The sequence below is a fragment of the Pandoraea capi genome (genome assembly GCF_902459735.1).
Taxonomy (GTDB): domain Bacteria; phylum Pseudomonadota; class Gammaproteobacteria; order Burkholderiales; family Burkholderiaceae; genus Pandoraea; species Pandoraea capi.
Map to the genome: position 1 here is coordinate 144,294 of NZ_CABPRV010000011.1, position 15,122 is coordinate 159,415.

The 15,122-nt window shown below is 64.0% G+C and carries 14 protein-coding genes; 11 read left to right on the forward strand and 3 right to left on the reverse strand.

All coding sequences use genetic code 11. The features are described 5' to 3' along the window. Positions 1-241 precede the first annotated feature (241 nt). Positions 242-844, forward strand: a complete 603-nt coding sequence (locus PCA20602_RS20710; protein WP_150722804.1) for a BPSL1445 family SYLF domain-containing lipoprotein — start codon at positions 242-244, stop codon at positions 842-844. Positions 845-966: 122 nt separating this feature from the next. Here the strand turns inward: PCA20602_RS20710 and PCA20602_RS20715 are convergent, their stop codons facing one another. The 3 genes from PCA20602_RS20715 to PCA20602_RS20725 all read right to left on the reverse strand — a co-directional run bounded on the left by PCA20602_RS20715 (position 967) and on the right by PCA20602_RS20725 (position 3,925). Beyond that, positions 967-1,812, reverse strand: coding sequence for an ABC transporter permease (locus tag PCA20602_RS20715; protein ID WP_139133387.1), 846 nt, complete (start codon positions 1,810-1,812; stop codon positions 967-969). Between the two features lie 42 nt (positions 1,813-1,854). Beyond that, positions 1,855-2,688: an ABC transporter ATP-binding protein gene (locus tag PCA20602_RS20720; protein ID WP_069344515.1), complete on the reverse strand. Its 834-nt coding sequence runs from the start codon at positions 2,686-2,688 to the stop codon at positions 1,855-1,857. A 196-nt stretch (positions 2,689-2,884) separates the two neighbouring features. Further along, positions 2,885-3,925, reverse strand: coding sequence for an ABC transporter substrate-binding protein (locus tag PCA20602_RS20725; RefSeq protein ID WP_277990376.1), 1,041 nt, complete (start codon positions 3,923-3,925; stop codon positions 2,885-2,887). Between the two features lie 282 nt (positions 3,926-4,207). Here PCA20602_RS20725 and PCA20602_RS20730 point away from each other — a divergent pair, with 282 nt between their 5' ends. From PCA20602_RS20730 to PCA20602_RS20775, 10 genes are all read left to right on the forward strand, one after another. Continuing rightward, positions 4,208-4,879 (forward strand): response regulator transcription factor, encoded by a 672-nt coding sequence (locus PCA20602_RS20730; protein ID WP_150722806.1) that lies wholly within the window; start codon positions 4,208-4,210, stop codon positions 4,877-4,879. Further along, on the forward strand, positions 4,872-6,287 hold the full coding sequence (locus PCA20602_RS20735; protein ID WP_246182263.1) for a sensor histidine kinase: 1,416 nt from the start codon (positions 4,872-4,874) through the stop codon (positions 6,285-6,287). Before PCA20602_RS20730 ends, PCA20602_RS20735 begins: the two co-directional genes overlap by 8 nt. A gap of 359 nt (positions 6,288-6,646) precedes the next feature. Next, complete coding sequence (locus PCA20602_RS20740) at positions 6,647-7,564, forward strand: sensor histidine kinase (RefSeq protein ID WP_083254248.1); 918 nt, start codon at positions 6,647-6,649, stop codon at positions 7,562-7,564. Continuing rightward, on the forward strand, positions 7,561-8,220 hold the full coding sequence (locus PCA20602_RS20745; RefSeq protein WP_010807699.1) for a response regulator: 660 nt from the start codon (positions 7,561-7,563) through the stop codon (positions 8,218-8,220). Before PCA20602_RS20740 ends, PCA20602_RS20745 begins: the two co-directional genes overlap by 4 nt. A 513-nt stretch (positions 8,221-8,733) precedes the next feature. Beyond that, complete coding sequence (locus PCA20602_RS20750) at positions 8,734-10,131, forward strand: flagellin N-terminal helical domain-containing protein (protein WP_150722807.1); 1,398 nt, start codon at positions 8,734-8,736, stop codon at positions 10,129-10,131. Between the two features lie 157 nt (positions 10,132-10,288). Next, entirely contained in the window at positions 10,289-12,337 is a 2,049-nt protein-coding gene (gene fliD, locus PCA20602_RS20755) for a flagellar filament capping protein FliD (RefSeq protein ID WP_150722808.1), read from the forward strand. Positions 12,338-12,352: 15 nt separating this feature from the next. Further along, the gene (fliS, locus tag PCA20602_RS20760; protein ID WP_150722809.1) at positions 12,353-12,787 is read left to right on the forward strand and encodes a flagellar export chaperone FliS; all 435 of its coding nucleotides are present in this window, start codon (positions 12,353-12,355) and stop codon (positions 12,785-12,787) included. Beyond that, the gene (locus tag PCA20602_RS20765; RefSeq protein ID WP_069344510.1) at positions 12,780-13,118 is read left to right on the forward strand and encodes a flagellar protein FliT; all 339 of its coding nucleotides are present in this window, start codon (positions 12,780-12,782) and stop codon (positions 13,116-13,118) included. The genes fliS and PCA20602_RS20765 overlap by 8 nt, the downstream gene beginning before the upstream one ends. A gap of 41 nt (positions 13,119-13,159) precedes the next feature. Continuing rightward, positions 13,160-14,614: a flagellar hook-length control protein FliK gene (gene fliK, locus PCA20602_RS20770; protein WP_150722810.1), complete on the forward strand. Its 1,455-nt coding sequence runs from the start codon at positions 13,160-13,162 to the stop codon at positions 14,612-14,614. Continuing rightward, on the forward strand, positions 14,611-14,976 hold the full coding sequence (locus PCA20602_RS20775) for an EscU/YscU/HrcU family type III secretion system export apparatus switch protein (RefSeq protein ID WP_150722811.1): 366 nt from the start codon (positions 14,611-14,613) through the stop codon (positions 14,974-14,976). The genes fliK and PCA20602_RS20775 overlap by 4 nt, the downstream gene beginning before the upstream one ends. Positions 14,977-15,122 lie beyond the last annotated feature (146 nt).

Genomic DNA, 15,122 nt, shown 5'->3' on the forward strand with positions numbered 1-15,122 from the left:
CGTCGCCGATGTCACAACATCGACATCGCGCGTTGCCACCCGCAATCACCGGCATCCATCGGATGCCGAACGACCGTCCTTAGCATTCGCTTCATGGTCCGCTTCATTGTCCGTTTAGCTGCCGCTGGTCCCCGCCTCCTCAGAGGCGATCTCATCGGCCTGACGTTTTATCCGCATCCACACCGTTCGCCGTATGGCAGCAATATCGCTGCACTCGGCACACGCTTTCCGGAGGGAGAAAATGCAAAAACGCGAATTCCTGATGAAAACTTCCGTCGCTGTTGCCGCTGCCGCCTTCGCGCTGGCCGGTTGCACGACGACGACCCCGTCGCAAGCCGACAAGAGCGACAACTCGGCAAGCGCCAATGTCAACAAGCGTCGTGAGATCGACGCCGCCGTGAATGGGGCGCTCGACAAGATGTATGCGTCCGTAAAGGGCTCGCGCGAACTGGTCAGCAAGGCGCGCGGCGTGCTCGTGTTCCCGTCGGTGCTGCAAGCCGGCTTCGTGGTGGGAGGCGAGTACGGCGAAGGCGCGCTGCGCGTTGGCGGCGCCACGCAGGGCTACTACAACACCGTGACCGCATCGTTCGGTTTGCAGATCGGCGCTCAGTCGAAGGCCGTGATCTTCCTGTTCATGACGCAGGATGCGCTCGACAAATTCCGGCGCACGGATGGCTGGACGGCCGGGGCCGACGCTTCGGTCGCCGTGGTCAAGATCGGTGCGAACGGCGCTGTCGACCTGAATACCGCGACCTCGCCGGTGGAAGTGATCGTGATGACCAACGCCGGCCTGATGGCCAACCTGAATATCGAAGGCACGAAGGTCACGAAGCTCAAGATCTGACGCCCGCGCAGTACCGTCGTCTCCAAAGGACAAGCGGCGCCTCCCTCAACAGGAGGCGCCGCTTTGCTTTTGCCGCAACAGGAGCCGACGCAATGCCTCGGCCATCCCGTTCACGCCGATCGTCACTCGTTCGAGAAGGCCGCCGGACGCCACTTCAACAATCGCTTCTCCAGCGACGTCAGCAGCCAGTCGGCCCCGAGCGCCACCACGGCCAGCACGATCATCGCGGCGAACACGCCGCTCGCGTTGAACGCGCCCTGCGCGGTCGAGATCAGCAGACCGATGCCCTGCTTCGAGCCGAGGAATTCACCGACCACGGCCCCCACCAGCGCGAAGCCGAAGCTCACATGCAAGCTCGCGAGAATCCACGACAGCGCCGACGGAATCACCACCGACATCGTCACCTGACGGCGCGACGCCCCGAGAATCTGTGCATTCGCGATCATGTAGCGGTCCGCTTCACGCACGCCCTGGAACGCGTTGGCGAACACCACGAAGAACACCATCACCACGGCAAGCGCCACCTTCGACGCCATGCCCAGACCGAACGCGATCACGAAGATGGAGCCCAGCACCACGCGCGGAATCGAGTTGGCGATCTGGATGTAGAGACTGAAGACATCGGAGAGCAGCTTGTTACGGCCGAGCACGATGCCGCAGATCACCCCGGCCACCCCACCGATCAGGAAGCCCAGCACCGTTTCTTCGAGCGTGACGAGCACCTGCGTCCACAACGGTCCTTGCGACGTCCCCTCGACACACCAGTCGTAGATCTGCTGCACGATCAGCGTCGGCTGCGAGAAAAAGAACGGATCGATCCAGCCCACGCGTGCGGCCACTTCCCAGCCGCCGAGCCCGATCACCAGAATCGCCACGCGCAGGAATACCACCAGCGCCCGACGTTGTTTGATGCGGCGTTGCGCCGCCGCTTCCTCGCGTGCGAGATCGGCGTCGCCAATGCCCGCCATGCCTGCCATCACGGCCTGTTCACTCATGTTCATCTCCAAGGTTCAACCGATCTTCACTTCTTCACGCAGGTCCGCCCAGATTTCGCGGGAGATGTCGATGAAGCGCTGTTCGTAGCGAATCTCGGACATCACGCGCGGACGCGGCAGATCGATCGTGTACGTGTTCTTCAACGTGGCCGGGCGCGCCGTGAGCACGAACACCCGGTCGGCCAGCGCAATCGCTTCTTCGAGATCGTGGGTGACGAACACCACCGAGCCCGACGTCGACGACCACAGTTGCAGCAGCTCGTCCTGCATGAGCGTGCGGGTCTGCATGTCGAGCGCGGAGAACGGCTCGTCCATCAGCAGGATTTCGGGGTTGTTGATGAACGTCTGCGCGAGCGCCACGCGCTTGCGCATACCGCCCGAGAGCTGATGCGGATAGTGGCTGCCGAACTTGTCGAGCCCCACACGCTTGATCCATTCGTCGGCCTGCGCATACGCCGCGTCTTTCGACTGACCGCGAAACAGCGGACCGGCGGCGACGTTCTCGCGCACGCTGCGCCACGGGAAGACGGCGTCGTTCTGGAAGACGAAGCCGATACGCGGGTCGATGCCGTTGACCGGCTGCCCCATCACACGCACGCTGCCGGCGGTAGGACGCAGCAGCCCGGTGATCATCGACAGCGTGGTCGACTTGCCGCAACCGGTCGGCCCGACGATGGCGACGAACTCGCCACGCGCGACCGACATGCTGAAGTTGCGCAGCGCGACGGTGGCTTTACCGTCCGGCGAGATGAAGCGGCACGACACATTGTCGAATTCGATGGCGGGCGTATCACGCGACACGGCGCTTGCTGCGCGTGCCGGTGCCGTGGGGGTAATGGTCTGGGTCATGCCCGGCTCCTGGGTGACGTCGGAACGGTCGTTACGGTTTCTTGAGGCGACACGCTCCCGCACACCGGACAGTCGTCGGGTGCGGGCAGCGTCGCGTCGTACTTGGCTTAGGGACGGATCAAGGGCTGCGCGTCGTGGAGACCGCGCGCCGGTACTACAGGGTCAACTGGATCATCCGGGTCGCGGCGCAGGCGAATCACTTCACCTGATCGACGAACTCGTTGGTGTACGTCTTCGACAGATCGATGTGCTTGCCCTTCACGTTCGGATTGAACGCGGCGAGCACCTTGAGCACGGTCTCCGGACCGTCCTTCGGCATGCGGCCGTCCGGCGAGTACATCGGCAGCGAGTTCTGCAACGCCTGCACGTACAGCGCCTTGTTGCTGCCGTAGTAATCCTTCGGCATCTTCTCGGTGATCTCGGCCGCCGAATGCGTGTTGATGTACTTGAGCGTCTTCACGAAAGCGCGGGCGAGCTTCGCGGCTTCCGGCTTGTGCTTGTCGAGCCACGCGCGTTGCACGTACAGGCTCGACGCCGGGTAAGCGCCGCCGAGCGCGGCCACCGTGCCTTCCATCGTGCGCATGTCGACGAGCACCGCGGCGTCGCCCGTCTTGATCAGTTGCGATGCGGTCGGCTCGGTGGTCATGCCGGCGTCGATGCGGTTCTGCTTGATGGCGGCGATGAACGTGTTGTCCGCGCCGACCGGCAGCACCGAGTACTGCGCCGAGGTCAGGCCGTGCTTGGCCGCCAGATACTGCGTGAGGAAGTTCGTCGACGAACCCAGCCCCGTCACGCCAAGGGTCTTGCCCTTCACGTCGGCCATGCTCTTGATGGTGTCTTTGCTCTTGGCATTGACCAGTTCGACCTCACCCGGCACCTGACCGAAGACGACGATCGACTGAATCTCCTTGCCCTTGCTCTGCAAGTCGATGGAGTGGTCGTAGAAGCCGACCACGGCCTGTACGGCGCCGGCGAGCAGTTCGTTCTCGGCGTCGACACCGGCGGGCTGCGACAACAGTTCGACGTTCAGCCCTTCTTCCTTGAAGTAGCCCAGTTGCTCGGCAAGCTTGGCCGGCAAATAGATCATCTTCGTGATGCCGCCCACCATGATCGTGATCTTGCCGTTATCGGCGGCGAAACCCGGCGCAGCGGCCAGCGCCAGCGACGCGCCGACGACAGCGGCCAGAAGGGGTTTCACGAAGGCTTTCGGCGCACGCACGCCAAGGCTTGCTCGCATTGTGGTGTCTCCATCGTTTTAGGGATAATGGCTCAAGCTGCCGTTGGCGGCGCCGGCCGGCCTGACGTGAGCGATACACGCGGCCCGGGCAGCGGTCCATGGTGTTGGGTACGGTTTCCTCTGCCTTGCCACGAATTGTAGAAAAGCGAAGCTTTCATCAAGCTTTCGCGACATGCAGGTTTTCATCCCCCGCTCATGGGTGTTTACCCGCTGTTGGCGCGCTCACTGTTGGCGCGCTTGCATTACGCGGGCACACTCGCCGTCGCATTCTGCTTTCCCGCTATGAAACTGCTGCTGATCGAAGACAACGAGACTCTGGCCCACTGGCTCGCCCGCATGCTGCGCGACGACAACTTCACCGTCGATGCCGCGCGCGACGGCGACGCTGCCGATCGTCTGCTGCAAACGGAAACGTACGACGTGGTGCTGCTCGATCTCATGCTGCCCAAGCTCGGCGGCAAACACGTGCTGCGACGGTTGCGCGAGCGGCGCAACAACGTGCCCGTCATCATCCTGACGGCCAGCGGCTCGGTCGACGAGAAGGTCGACTGCCTGGGCGCCGGGGCCGACGACTATCTCGTGAAACCCTTCGAGGTGCGCGAGTTGATCGCGCGGGTCAAGGCGCTCGCACGGCGTCATGCGCCCGAACAGAGCGCCGACCTCGTCTGCGCCGATCTGAGCTATCACGCGGGCACGCGGCAGTTCACGATCGGCGGCGCACCGCTGGCGCTGCCGTCGCGCGAACACGCGGTGCTTGAAATCCTGATGCGCAAGCAGGGCAAGACCGTGGCCAAGAGCGCGCTGGTCGACGGCGTCTTCGGCCTCGACGACGAACCGAGTGCCGATGCCATCGAAATCTACATCCACCGTCTTCGCAAAAAGCTCGAACCGAGCCGGGCCGCGATCATGACCCTGCGCGGGCTCGGGTACTTGCTGCGCGAGAAAGATGCTTAGCCTTCGCGTCAGGTTGCTGATGTGGCTGATGCTGCCGCTCTCGCTGTATATCGGCGCGAGCGCGTGGCTGGCCTATCGGAGCGCTCACGACACGGCGGAACTCGTTCAGGACCGGGCGCTGCTCACGTCCGCGCAGGTGATCGCCGGCGAACTGGCCTGGGTGGACGGCGCGTTGCGCTCGGTCGTGCCGCCTTCGGCGCTGGAGCTGTTCGCGTCGCCGGCGCGCGACCGGGTGTTCTATCAGGTCATTACCGAAGACGGCCGGCTGCTGGCCGGCCCGCCCGACTTCCCGCATCCGCCGCTCTTTCCCGCGACAGTGCCGACTTATTCGAACGTGACAGTGAATGGAGAGCCGCTGCGCGCGATCAGTTTCGTGCGTACGATGTACGACTCGGGCAAGCCCCATCGGGTCGCGGTGATCGTCGCGGAGACGATGCATGCCCGAGATGAGATGCTCGCGCAGTTGTGGGAGCCGTCGCTGCACCGGCAGATCGCGATGGCAGCGCTGGCCGCGGTGCTGGTGCTCATCGGCCTGACGGTCGAGCTGCATCCGCTCATCCGGCTCAAGGATGAAGTCGCCGGGCGCGCGCCGCAGGAACTGGTGCCGATTCGCGCGGGACAGTTGCAGACCGAGTTGCGGCCCATCGTCGACGCCATCAACCTGTGTATTCAACGGTTGTCGGTGCAGGCGCAGCAACAGCGACGCTTCGTGGCGGATGCGGCGCATCAGTTGCGCACGCCGCTCACGCTGCTCGACACGCAGTTGCAGTTCGCCGCGCAGCTCGACGACCGCGCCGCGCTGGCCGACGTGCTCTCGGCCATGCAGACGAGCAGCCGGGGGCTGGCCGATCTGACGAACAAGTTGTTGCTGCTCTCGCAGGCCGAGGCGGCGGATACCCCGGCGTTCTCGCGCTCGCGCGTGGATCTGGTGGCCGTGGCGGCCGGGGTGCTGGAAGAACTCGTTGCGCTGGCGCAGCGACGCGATATCGATCTTGGACTGGAAACCACCGAGGCGCATGTGTGGGTGGCGGGCAATGGCGAGTTGTTTCATGCGATGGTCATGAATCTTGTCGACAATGCGATCCGCTATATCCACGAGGGTGGACGCGTAACCGTCGCTATCGATCGTCACGACAGCACTGCCCGCCTGCGCGTCATCGACGACGGACCCGGCATTCAGGCCGAGGCGCGTGCGCGCGTGTTCGAACGCTTCTATCGCAACGCGCCGCCCGGTCAGCCCGGCACGGGTCTGGGACTGGCCATCGTGAAGGAGATCGTGGCGGCCAGTCATGGCACGGTCACGCTCGCACCGGGTGACGGCGAGACCGGTGGCCCCGGACTCATCGTCACCGTGACGCTCCCCGTAGATTCGGAGACCGAAAGCAACGTCTCATCGGGCACGTCATGAGAAGCAGTTCACCGATGAAGCGCGTGGTATACCCGCGCTCTCGTCTGAAAGAAAATAACAATCGTATGAAATAACGCCGTCGATTCAGGCGTTATGACCGTTTTGGACCGAGAATGTCGTTTGAAACATACGCTCGACTGGATGCGCTAGGACAAACCCTGATATATTCGGGGTCTTCATAGAAATCCCCTCAAGCAAGCGAAAACTTCTTGATCCAAATCAAATAGTTACGCATCTCTGTCAACCATGCGGGTACCCGCCGCGTGTAATTGTGACGAAATGTAAAGTTTGTTAAATTGAATCTGGGTCTCGCCGCGTGGGTTGCGGCACGGGACTTTTTCTCTCAGGGATTTGCCTCCATGCCGTTTCTCGTCGATCCTGCCGCACAGGCTGCGAGACGTCGCGTGTCGCTTGACGACGCGCTGCATACGCGCGCCACGACGCCGCAGACATCGGTCATGGATCAGCCCGCCGCCTGCGAAGGTGCGCTCCCGGCAGAGCCGGCCTCGCGTGCCGCACGTGCGCCCGCCAAGCCCGCCAAGACTTCGCCCCGGCCGCTCGCCCAATCGGTGGCCCGCAAGATCGACGCGGCACGGGAAGCCGAGCGCACGCGTCTCGCGCAGGAAGTGCACGACGGCCTCGGCGCGCATCTCACCGCATTGCAGATGGTCGTGGCACGACTGGCGACCCGCGCGCCGGCTGACGCCGCCGAATGGCAATCCTTCTGCACCCAGATTCAGCATGTCGCCAATGCCGCACAGGATGCCGCCGACGAACTCGTCGGCCGCAACCGCCCGCCCGCGCTCGACGCGGGCCTCGTCGTCTCGCTGCGCGCCTGGTTGCGCAGCTTCGGCGAGCAAAGCGGTCTCACGTGCATCTGGCGTTGCGAAGACGTGACGCGCGAGCGCGTCGCGAACCTCACACCCGACGCGGTGCTCGCTTTATATCGCATCGCACAGGAAGCGCTGACCAACGTCGCCCGCCATGCCCGCGCCACGCGCGTGGTGGTGGCGCTCGATGGCAGCCACCGTTCACTCAAACTCACGATTTCCGACGACGGTTGCGGGCTCGCTCGCGGCGCGCGTCGCAAGCAGGGACATTTCGGATTGGTTGGTATGCGCGAGCGCTGCACGGCGCTCGGCGGCATGCTCCGTATCGGCAGTGTTCAAGGATCGGGGACGCTCGTGAGCGCACGACTTCCCTGGCATCAGATCCTGCCTGCCCCGACCGGCCAGCACGGCCCGGAATCGCTTGCTCTTCTTGGATACGCATCATGACGCTTAGAGTGCTCATCGTCGACGACCACGCCATCGTGCGCCAGGGCGTCCGGCAATTGCTCTCCGATAGCGGCAGCATCGCCGTCATCGGTGAAGCCGACTGCGGCGCAGAAGCGCTGGAGATGACCGACGCAGCCCAGTGGGACATCGTCCTGCTCGACATCTCGCTGCCCGACACGAACGGTCTCGAAATTCTCAAGACCTTGCGGCGCAAACACCCGCGCCTGCCAATCATGATCTTCAGCATGTACGGCGAAGGTCAGTTTGCCTTACGCGCCCTCAAGGCCGGCGCCGCCGGTTACCTGAGCAAGCGCTCGAACGCCCAGCAACTGGTCTCGGCCGTTCGTCAGGTGGCGGCAGGTCGCAAGTACGTGAGCCCGATGGTCGCCGAGACGCTCGCCGACTATCTCGGCCCGGACGCCGATCAGCCGCCGCACGAACGCCTGTCCGACCGCGAATACCAGACGCTGTGCATGATCGGCTCGGGCAAGCGTCTGACCGACATTGCCAACGCCCTGTCGCTCTCTGTGAAGACGGTGAGCGTGTATCGCACCCGCCTGCTGGAAAAGATGCGCCTGAACAACAACGCCGAGCTGACGTATTACGTCATGCAACACGGGCTGGTCAGCGCCGAGATGGGACCGGTCTGCGCCTGAGCGCCTGAACGCTCAGGGCACGGCATCACCACATTTCCTGCCAGATTCCTCCGGGAATCATTAGAACTAAGTACTCACTTCGTGGCCCGCCGATGCGGGCCACTTGCATTTCATTCGCCGCTCACCGCGCTTGCGAAGAATTTTCACAGCGTCGGAAAAATATTTTCGACGCCTGCCAACGGGCGTCACGGCTTGAGAATTCTTTGCCGTCCGACCGGGTGCCACGGCGACACCCTCACCTCTCGGAGCCTTACAGGACAAGAATAGGCGGTACATTGCCCCTTTCCTTGACGGATCAATCGTGGAGGAATTTCGTAGACTGGCCCGATAGCGTTTTTCCGACATCGACCTGCCAAGTCGAAGGGGGCGGTCGAAGCATTTTGCAAAACCACCCTAAATTTTCCCAAAGGGCGTCCGATATCCCCTACAACGGCGGCTTTCGGCGATTGGCTGGTGAGCCAAAGTTACGGCGCTTAAGCCGGAGCCAAAAAATTTTGGGAAAGGAGTGGCTAAATGTCATCTGTCATCAATACCAACATCTTCTCGACGATTGCCCAGCGTAACCTGAGCACGTCGCAGTCCGCCCTGCAAACGTCGATCACGCGTCTGTCGTCGGGTCTGCGCATCAACAGCGCCGCTGACGATGCCGCCGGTCTGGCCATTACCGACCGTATGACGTCGCAGATCAACGGTCTGACGCAAGCACAGCGCAACGCCAACGACGGCATCTCGCTGGTGCAGACCGCTGCTGGCGGCCTGTCGTCGATCTCGGACAACCTGCAACGTATCCGTACGCTGGCAGTGCAAGCGACCAACGCCACGAACTCGGCGTCGGACCGTGCTGCTATCGACCAGGAAGTTCAGCAACGTCTGGCGGAAATCACCCGTACGGCCCAGCAGACCCAGTTCAACGGTCTGTCGGTGCTCAACGGCTCGATGGGTACGGCGAACTTCCAGGTTGGCGCCAACGCCGGCCAGAACATCTCGGTCAGCCTGACGCAGAACATGTCGGCCAGCTCGATCGGTGGCGTTGCCCTGGCAACGGCGACGACGGCTGCCAAGTTCGGCTCGATCACGCTCGACGCTGCCAACACGCTCACGGTCGGTGGTACGGCAGTGGCAAGCGGCACGTACAACACGGCTGCCGACCTGGCCGCCGCGATCAACACCGCCGCAGGCACGAACATCGCCGCCGCCAACGCGACGACCGGTGAAATCGACTTCACGAACACGACCGCCGCTGCCATCAACATGGCAACGACCGGCCTGACCGGCATCACCGTGCCGGCCACCCTGGCTGCAACGACGGGTACGGGTTCGTCGACCGGTGTGAAGACGGCTCTGTCGCCGCTGACCCTGACGGGCACGGACCTGACGCTGCAAGCCGCCGGCGCCACGACCGCCACGTCGATCACCGGCACGTTCAAGTCGGTGGGCGAACTGGCTGACGCCATCAGCGCCAGCGGTAGCGGCGTGACGGCTTACGTCGACTCGACCGGCAAGCTGAACCTGGTGTCGAGCCAGAACTTCACGGTGGCCGGTACGGCCGCCAAGCTCACGCAGATCGGCGTCGCTGCCGGTACCTCGGCAGTGAGCGGCAGCCTTTCGACGGCTAACGCACTGACGGCTGACTCGGCAACGAAGCTGGTCGCTCAGATCGACGCCGCCATCGGTACGGCCGACTCGTTCAATGCAACGCTGGGCGCCATCCAAAACCGTTTCCAGTCCGCAGTGAGCAACCTGTCGGCGACGACGCAAAACCTGACCTCGGCACGTTCGGGCGTTCAGGACACGGACTACGCAGCGGAAACGGCCAACATGACCCGCTCGCAGATCCTGCAACAAGCAGGTATCTCGATGCTGTCGCAAGCCAACCAGCTGCCGCAACAAGTGCTCAAGCTCCTCCAGTAATAGCGGAGTCGTACTTGAACACTCCCGGTGAGCGCAAGCTCGCCGGGTCGACGGCGGCGTCACTGCGAAACGGTGCCGCCGCCGCCTGTTTTACAGGCCATCGTGTTTTCCAGCGGGCCGGGTAGTAACGATCAATTCAACGGAGTGAGAGCAAATCATGGCAACTTCTAACGGACCGGGCACTATTTCCTCCCCTGGGATTGGGTCCGGGCTGGACGTCAATGCACTCGTCAAGAGTCTGATGACACCTGCCACGAACAAGCTCACTCTGCTGCAAAACCAGGAAGCGGCGTACAACACGAAGCTTTCGGCCATCGGCCAGTTGCAATCGGCGCTCTCCGCCTTCCAGACGTCGCTGGGCACGCTCTCCAGCGCCGCCCAGTTCCTCCAAGTGGCAGCCGCGGTCGGAGACAACACGATTTTGCAGGCCACGGCGGACTCCACGGCGAACGTCAGTCAGTACAGCGTCAACGTCACGCAGTTGGCGCAGGCGCAAAGCCTGACCACGACCGGCTTCTCGAGCCAGACGAGCACGATCGGCACGGGCGCATCGACCAAGGTGACGATTACCCTTGGCACGATCACGGGCGGCACCCTCACCGACGGCAAGTACACGGGCGCGAGCTTCGCAGCCAACGCCAGCTCCTCACCGATCAACCTGACGATCGACAGCAGCAACAACTCGCTGACCGGCATTCGCGATGCGATCAACGCCCAGAACGGCGATGCCGTGGCGACGATCGTCAACGACGGCAGCGGCACGCCTTACCGTCTCGTGCTGACCTCGAAGACCACGGGTCAGAACATGAGCATGAAGATCGATGTGGCCGCCGGCGGCGACCCCACGGTCACCAACCTGCTCGCCAACGATCCGACCGGCACGCAGAACCTCACGCAAACGAGCGCGGCGCAGAACGCCAACCTGACCATCAACGGTCTGGCGGTCACCAGTGCGACGAACACCGTGACCAAGTCGGTCACCGGTGTCACGCTCACGCTCTCGAAGACCGGTTCGACCACGGTCACGACGAGCCGCAACACGTCGGCCGTCACTCAGGCCGTGCAGTCGTTCGCCACGGCATACAACACGCTGCAAACGACGATCGGCAAGCTGACCGCGTTCGATTCGGCCGGTAACGGCGCGAACAACGGTCCGCTGATCGGCGACTCGACGGTTCAGCTCGTGCAGAACCGTCTGACCCAGATTCTCAACGGCAAGCTGCCGGGCGTCGGCTCGACGGGCCTCGCCTCGCTGGCGCAGGTCGGCGTGGGCTTCAACAAGGACGGCACGCTCTCCGTCGACACAACGGCGCTGAACAAGGCGATGTCCTCGCCAAACGGCTTCAACGCGCTCGCCTCGTTGTTCGCGACCAACGGCCAGACGACGGACTCTCTGGTGAGCTTCACCAGCTCGTCGAACGCCACGCAGCCGGGCCAGTACGCCATCAACATCTCGCAGGCGGCCACGCAAGGCACGACGACCGGCGCGATTACGCTGGGCGCGACGACCACGATTGCCGCCGGCAGCAACGAACTCCAGGTTTCGCTCGACGGCAACATCGCCAGCGTGCTGATTCCGCCGGGCACCTACACGCAGGACAAGCTGGCGGCCGCCATCCAGGCCGCGATCAACGGCAACAGCAAGTTCACCACCGCCGAGTCCGGCGTGTCGGTCGCCTCGAACAACGGCATTCTGACGATCACGTCGAACCGTTACGGCTCCGCCTCGAAGGTCGTCGTCACCGGCGGCTCGGCGTACAACCAGTTGTTCAACGGCAACAACACGACAACGGGTAAAGACGTTATCGGCACGATCGGCGGCTTTGGCGCGACCGGCAGCGGTCAGACCTTGACCGGCAATGCGGGCACGCCGGTCGAAGGGCTCAAGCTCACAGTCTCGGGCACGGCTACCGGCAGCCGCGGCAATATTGGTTTCTCGCAAGGCTTTGCCTCGCTGCTCAACACGCAGGTCACGGATTTTCTGAGCGCCAAGGGCGCTGTCACGAGCGCGACGAACAACCTGAATTCCTCGATCAAGCAGATCAAGCAGCAGGAATCGGACTGGCAAGATCAGATGACGCAGATGCAGAACCGTTATCTGGCTCAGTTCACGGCGCTGGACGCCACGATGGCCAAGCTGCAAAACACCAGCGACTACCTGAAGCAGGTGCTTGGCGGCGGCTCTTCGTCGTCGTCCTCGAAGTAAGCGTCGGAGAGACACATGTACGGTCAGAACGCCGCCAATGCGTATCGCAAGGTCGGGCTCGAAACCGGCGTCGTCGCCGCGAGCCCGCATCAGCTCATCGTGATGCTGTTCGACGGTGCCAAGGCTGCGCTCACCAAAGCGCGTATCCACTTCGAGGCCGGTCATATCGTCGAACGCGGTCAGGCCATTTCGAAGGCGATCGAGATCATCGGCGGCCTGCGCGACGGATTGAATATGGAAGTCGGCGGGGAACTGTCGCGCAACTTGCGTGATCTCTACGACTACATGGGACGACGTCTGCTCGAAGCGAATCTCGAGAACGACGTCGCCAAGATACAAGAAGTCGACACCCTGCTTGAGACGATTGCATCGGCCTGGCGAGCGATCGCGCCGAGCACCGGCACGGGTGCCCCCGCCGTTCAGGCGGGCACCGGAGTGCGCTATGAATGAAGCGACGACTTTGCTGAACTGCTACGAAAGTATTGCCGGCCTCACGGAGCGTATGCTCGGCGTGGCGCGCGACGGCGACTGGGATGCCCTCATCGACCTCGAAACGCAGTATCGTGCGCAGGTCGATTCGATCAAGCAGCTCGACGCCGATCTGCCGCTCTCGGACGACGAGCGCTCGCGCAAGCATGCGATCATCCGCCGTATTCTGGCGGATGATGCCGCCATTCGCGATCTCGCGGTACCGCACCTGGCGCACCTCGACGCCATGATCAACAGCACGCGCCGTCAACGTGCCCTGCACGAAGTCTACGGCCTGAACCTGGGCGCCTGACGCGCGACGCGCGTCACGTCGTCCGCATCTCGGAGTAAGGCATGGCCGGTCTCGACTCGGTTCTGGCCACGACGCTCGCCCGGCGGCTCGATTCGTTGCTCGGTATGGGGCAAGGCGTCTCCTCGACGACGGCCCCCAACGCCATTGCCGGCTCGCAGCCGTCCGGCGACGCCACCTCCGCGCTCGGCGATCTCGCCACCAAGACTTCACCCACTGCGGTTGCCCTGGGCAACGCGACGTCGCAAGCCGCGGCGCGCGCGCCCACGCCGATCCAGCAGGCGACACTCTCGGCGGCAGCGCGCACCATCGATACGATCCTGCGTCTCGCCCCCGACTCGCCCGGCCCTGTGCAAGCGAGCGCGCCGGTGTGGCCGGCGGCCCCCGGCACCGGTGCCCCGGCGCTGGCGCCGCTGGTCGCCGCAGCGCTCAAGGAAGCGCTGTCGACGAGCGGGTTGTTCTACGAATCGCATCTGTCGCAATGGGCGTCGGGCAGCCGTTCGTTCGAACAGTTGCAGGCGGAGCCGCAGTTGCGCTGGCCTGCGTCGGCCAATCTGGCGGCACAGTTGCGTGCCGCTGGCGCAGACGCCACCTTGCCGGGCCCGGGGCCGCTCACGCGCCTGCTCGGACCGGCGGGCGGCGAAGCGGCTTTGGCGACGGGGTGGCCTGCATTGGGTCCATCTACCATGTCATCGGCACTGACGTTGCCGACGGCGACTGCGAATCCTGCGACTCCCCCGCCCGGTGCACCGGCGCAGGCTGCGAATGCCGATGCTGTCGATGGGGGCCTGCGGGCTAGCGCCAATCTTCCCAACACCGCGACCGCGCTGGCGCATGCCGCGAGCGTGGCGCATACGACCAGCGGTGTGCTGCCGACAGGGCATGATGGCGGGGACCCTTCGCTGGGTGCCAATGCCGCGACGAATCCGCAGCAACACGGTGCCGCCGGGGCAATCGCCGCCGTGGCGAACACGCCCGCGGAGAGCGTGACGCTCGTGCGTCAGCAGCTCGATATGCTGGTCAATCCCCAGTTTCAATGGAACGGCATGGCGTGGCCGGGTGCGCCGATGGAGTGGCAGGTCGAGGAGCGCGCGGGCCAGCAGGCGCCGGGCGAAGCGGCTGCGCCATCCACATGGCACACGCATTTGCGTCTCACGTTGCCGTCGCTGGGCACCATCGACGTCACGCTCGGCCTGTCGGGCCAGCAATTGCAGGCGAAGCTGCTGACGGATTCGACCGCGTCCACGGATGTGCTGTCCAACGAAGGCGAAGACTTGCGTCAGCGGCTGGCGTCCGTCGGCCTGATTGCGAGTCAGTTGTCGTTTGGCGCGCTCAGCGAAGTCGATGACGCGACGCAGGCGTCGGATGCCGCGTCGGCGATCAGTGCAATGGCGAGTGCGCATGCGCAAGCGCCGATGTCCGATACCGAGGTTGCCGGTTTGCCGGTCCCGGTCAGCGAGGAGACGCCCAACGTACCGAATGCCGGAGGTAACGCATGACGTTGCCACCGGAGCGTCGCACGGCCGTCGCGCTCGCCTACGGCGCGAAAGATTCGGCCCCGCGTGTCGTGGCGAAGGGATACGGCCTGCTCGCCGAGACGATCGTGCGCACGGCGCGTGAGCACGGTCTGTACGTGCACGAATCGCCTGAGCTGGTGAGCCTTCTGATGCAGGTCGATCTCGACCAGCGCATTCCGGCGCAGCTTTATCAGGCGGTCGCCGAGCTGCTGGCCTGGCTATACAAGCTCGAAGCGGGCCGTGGCGGCAAGCCGCCCCCGCTGCCACCGGGCGTGCTCCCGCCTGAAGTCCCGACCGACGCCCCGGCGTCCGCCACACCGCCAGCGCCAACGCCGTCGACCTGACAACGCAGGCGCTAGGTCTTTCAGCGCACGCGCGGCGCATGTGGGGCGTGAAGTGTCCGATTTCCCGACTATCCCCTGACTGGCGCCGTGCGCTCGGAACGCCCGTGGCGTATGGCACACGAGAATTTTCATTCGCCCCAAAACCT

Coding starts and splice junctions, on each gene's coding strand:
- PCA20602_RS20775 (WP_150722811.1), top strand. CDS start 14,611: ATGACGTTGCCACCGGAGCGTCGCACGGCCGTCGCGCTCGCCTACGGC.
- fliS (WP_150722809.1), top strand. CDS start 12,353: ATGTACGGTCAGAACGCCGCCAATGCGTATCGCAAGGTCGGGCTCGAA.
- PCA20602_RS20745 (WP_010807699.1), top strand. CDS start 7,561: ATGACGCTTAGAGTGCTCATCGTCGACGACCACGCCATCGTGCGCCAG.
- PCA20602_RS20715 (WP_139133387.1), bottom strand. CDS start 1,812: ATGGCGGGCATTGGCGACGCCGATCTCGCACGCGAGGAAGCGGCGGCG.
- fliK (WP_150722810.1), top strand. CDS start 13,160: ATGGCCGGTCTCGACTCGGTTCTGGCCACGACGCTCGCCCGGCGGCTC.
- fliD (WP_150722808.1), top strand. CDS start 10,289: ATGGCAACTTCTAACGGACCGGGCACTATTTCCTCCCCTGGGATTGGG.
- PCA20602_RS20735 (WP_246182263.1), top strand. CDS start 4,872: ATGCTTAGCCTTCGCGTCAGGTTGCTGATGTGGCTGATGCTGCCGCTC.
- PCA20602_RS20720 (WP_069344515.1), bottom strand. CDS start 2,688: ATGACCCAGACCATTACCCCCACGGCACCGGCACGCGCAGCAAGCGCC.
- PCA20602_RS20765 (WP_069344510.1), top strand. CDS start 12,780: ATGAATGAAGCGACGACTTTGCTGAACTGCTACGAAAGTATTGCCGGC.
- PCA20602_RS20750 (WP_150722807.1), top strand. CDS start 8,734: ATGTCATCTGTCATCAATACCAACATCTTCTCGACGATTGCCCAGCGT.
- PCA20602_RS20740 (WP_083254248.1), top strand. CDS start 6,647: ATGCCGTTTCTCGTCGATCCTGCCGCACAGGCTGCGAGACGTCGCGTG.
- PCA20602_RS20710 (WP_150722804.1), top strand. CDS start 242: ATGCAAAAACGCGAATTCCTGATGAAAACTTCCGTCGCTGTTGCCGCT.
- PCA20602_RS20730 (WP_150722806.1), top strand. CDS start 4,208: ATGAAACTGCTGCTGATCGAAGACAACGAGACTCTGGCCCACTGGCTC.
- PCA20602_RS20725 (WP_277990376.1), bottom strand. CDS start 3,925: ATGCGAGCAAGCCTTGGCGTGCGTGCGCCGAAAGCCTTCGTGAAACCC.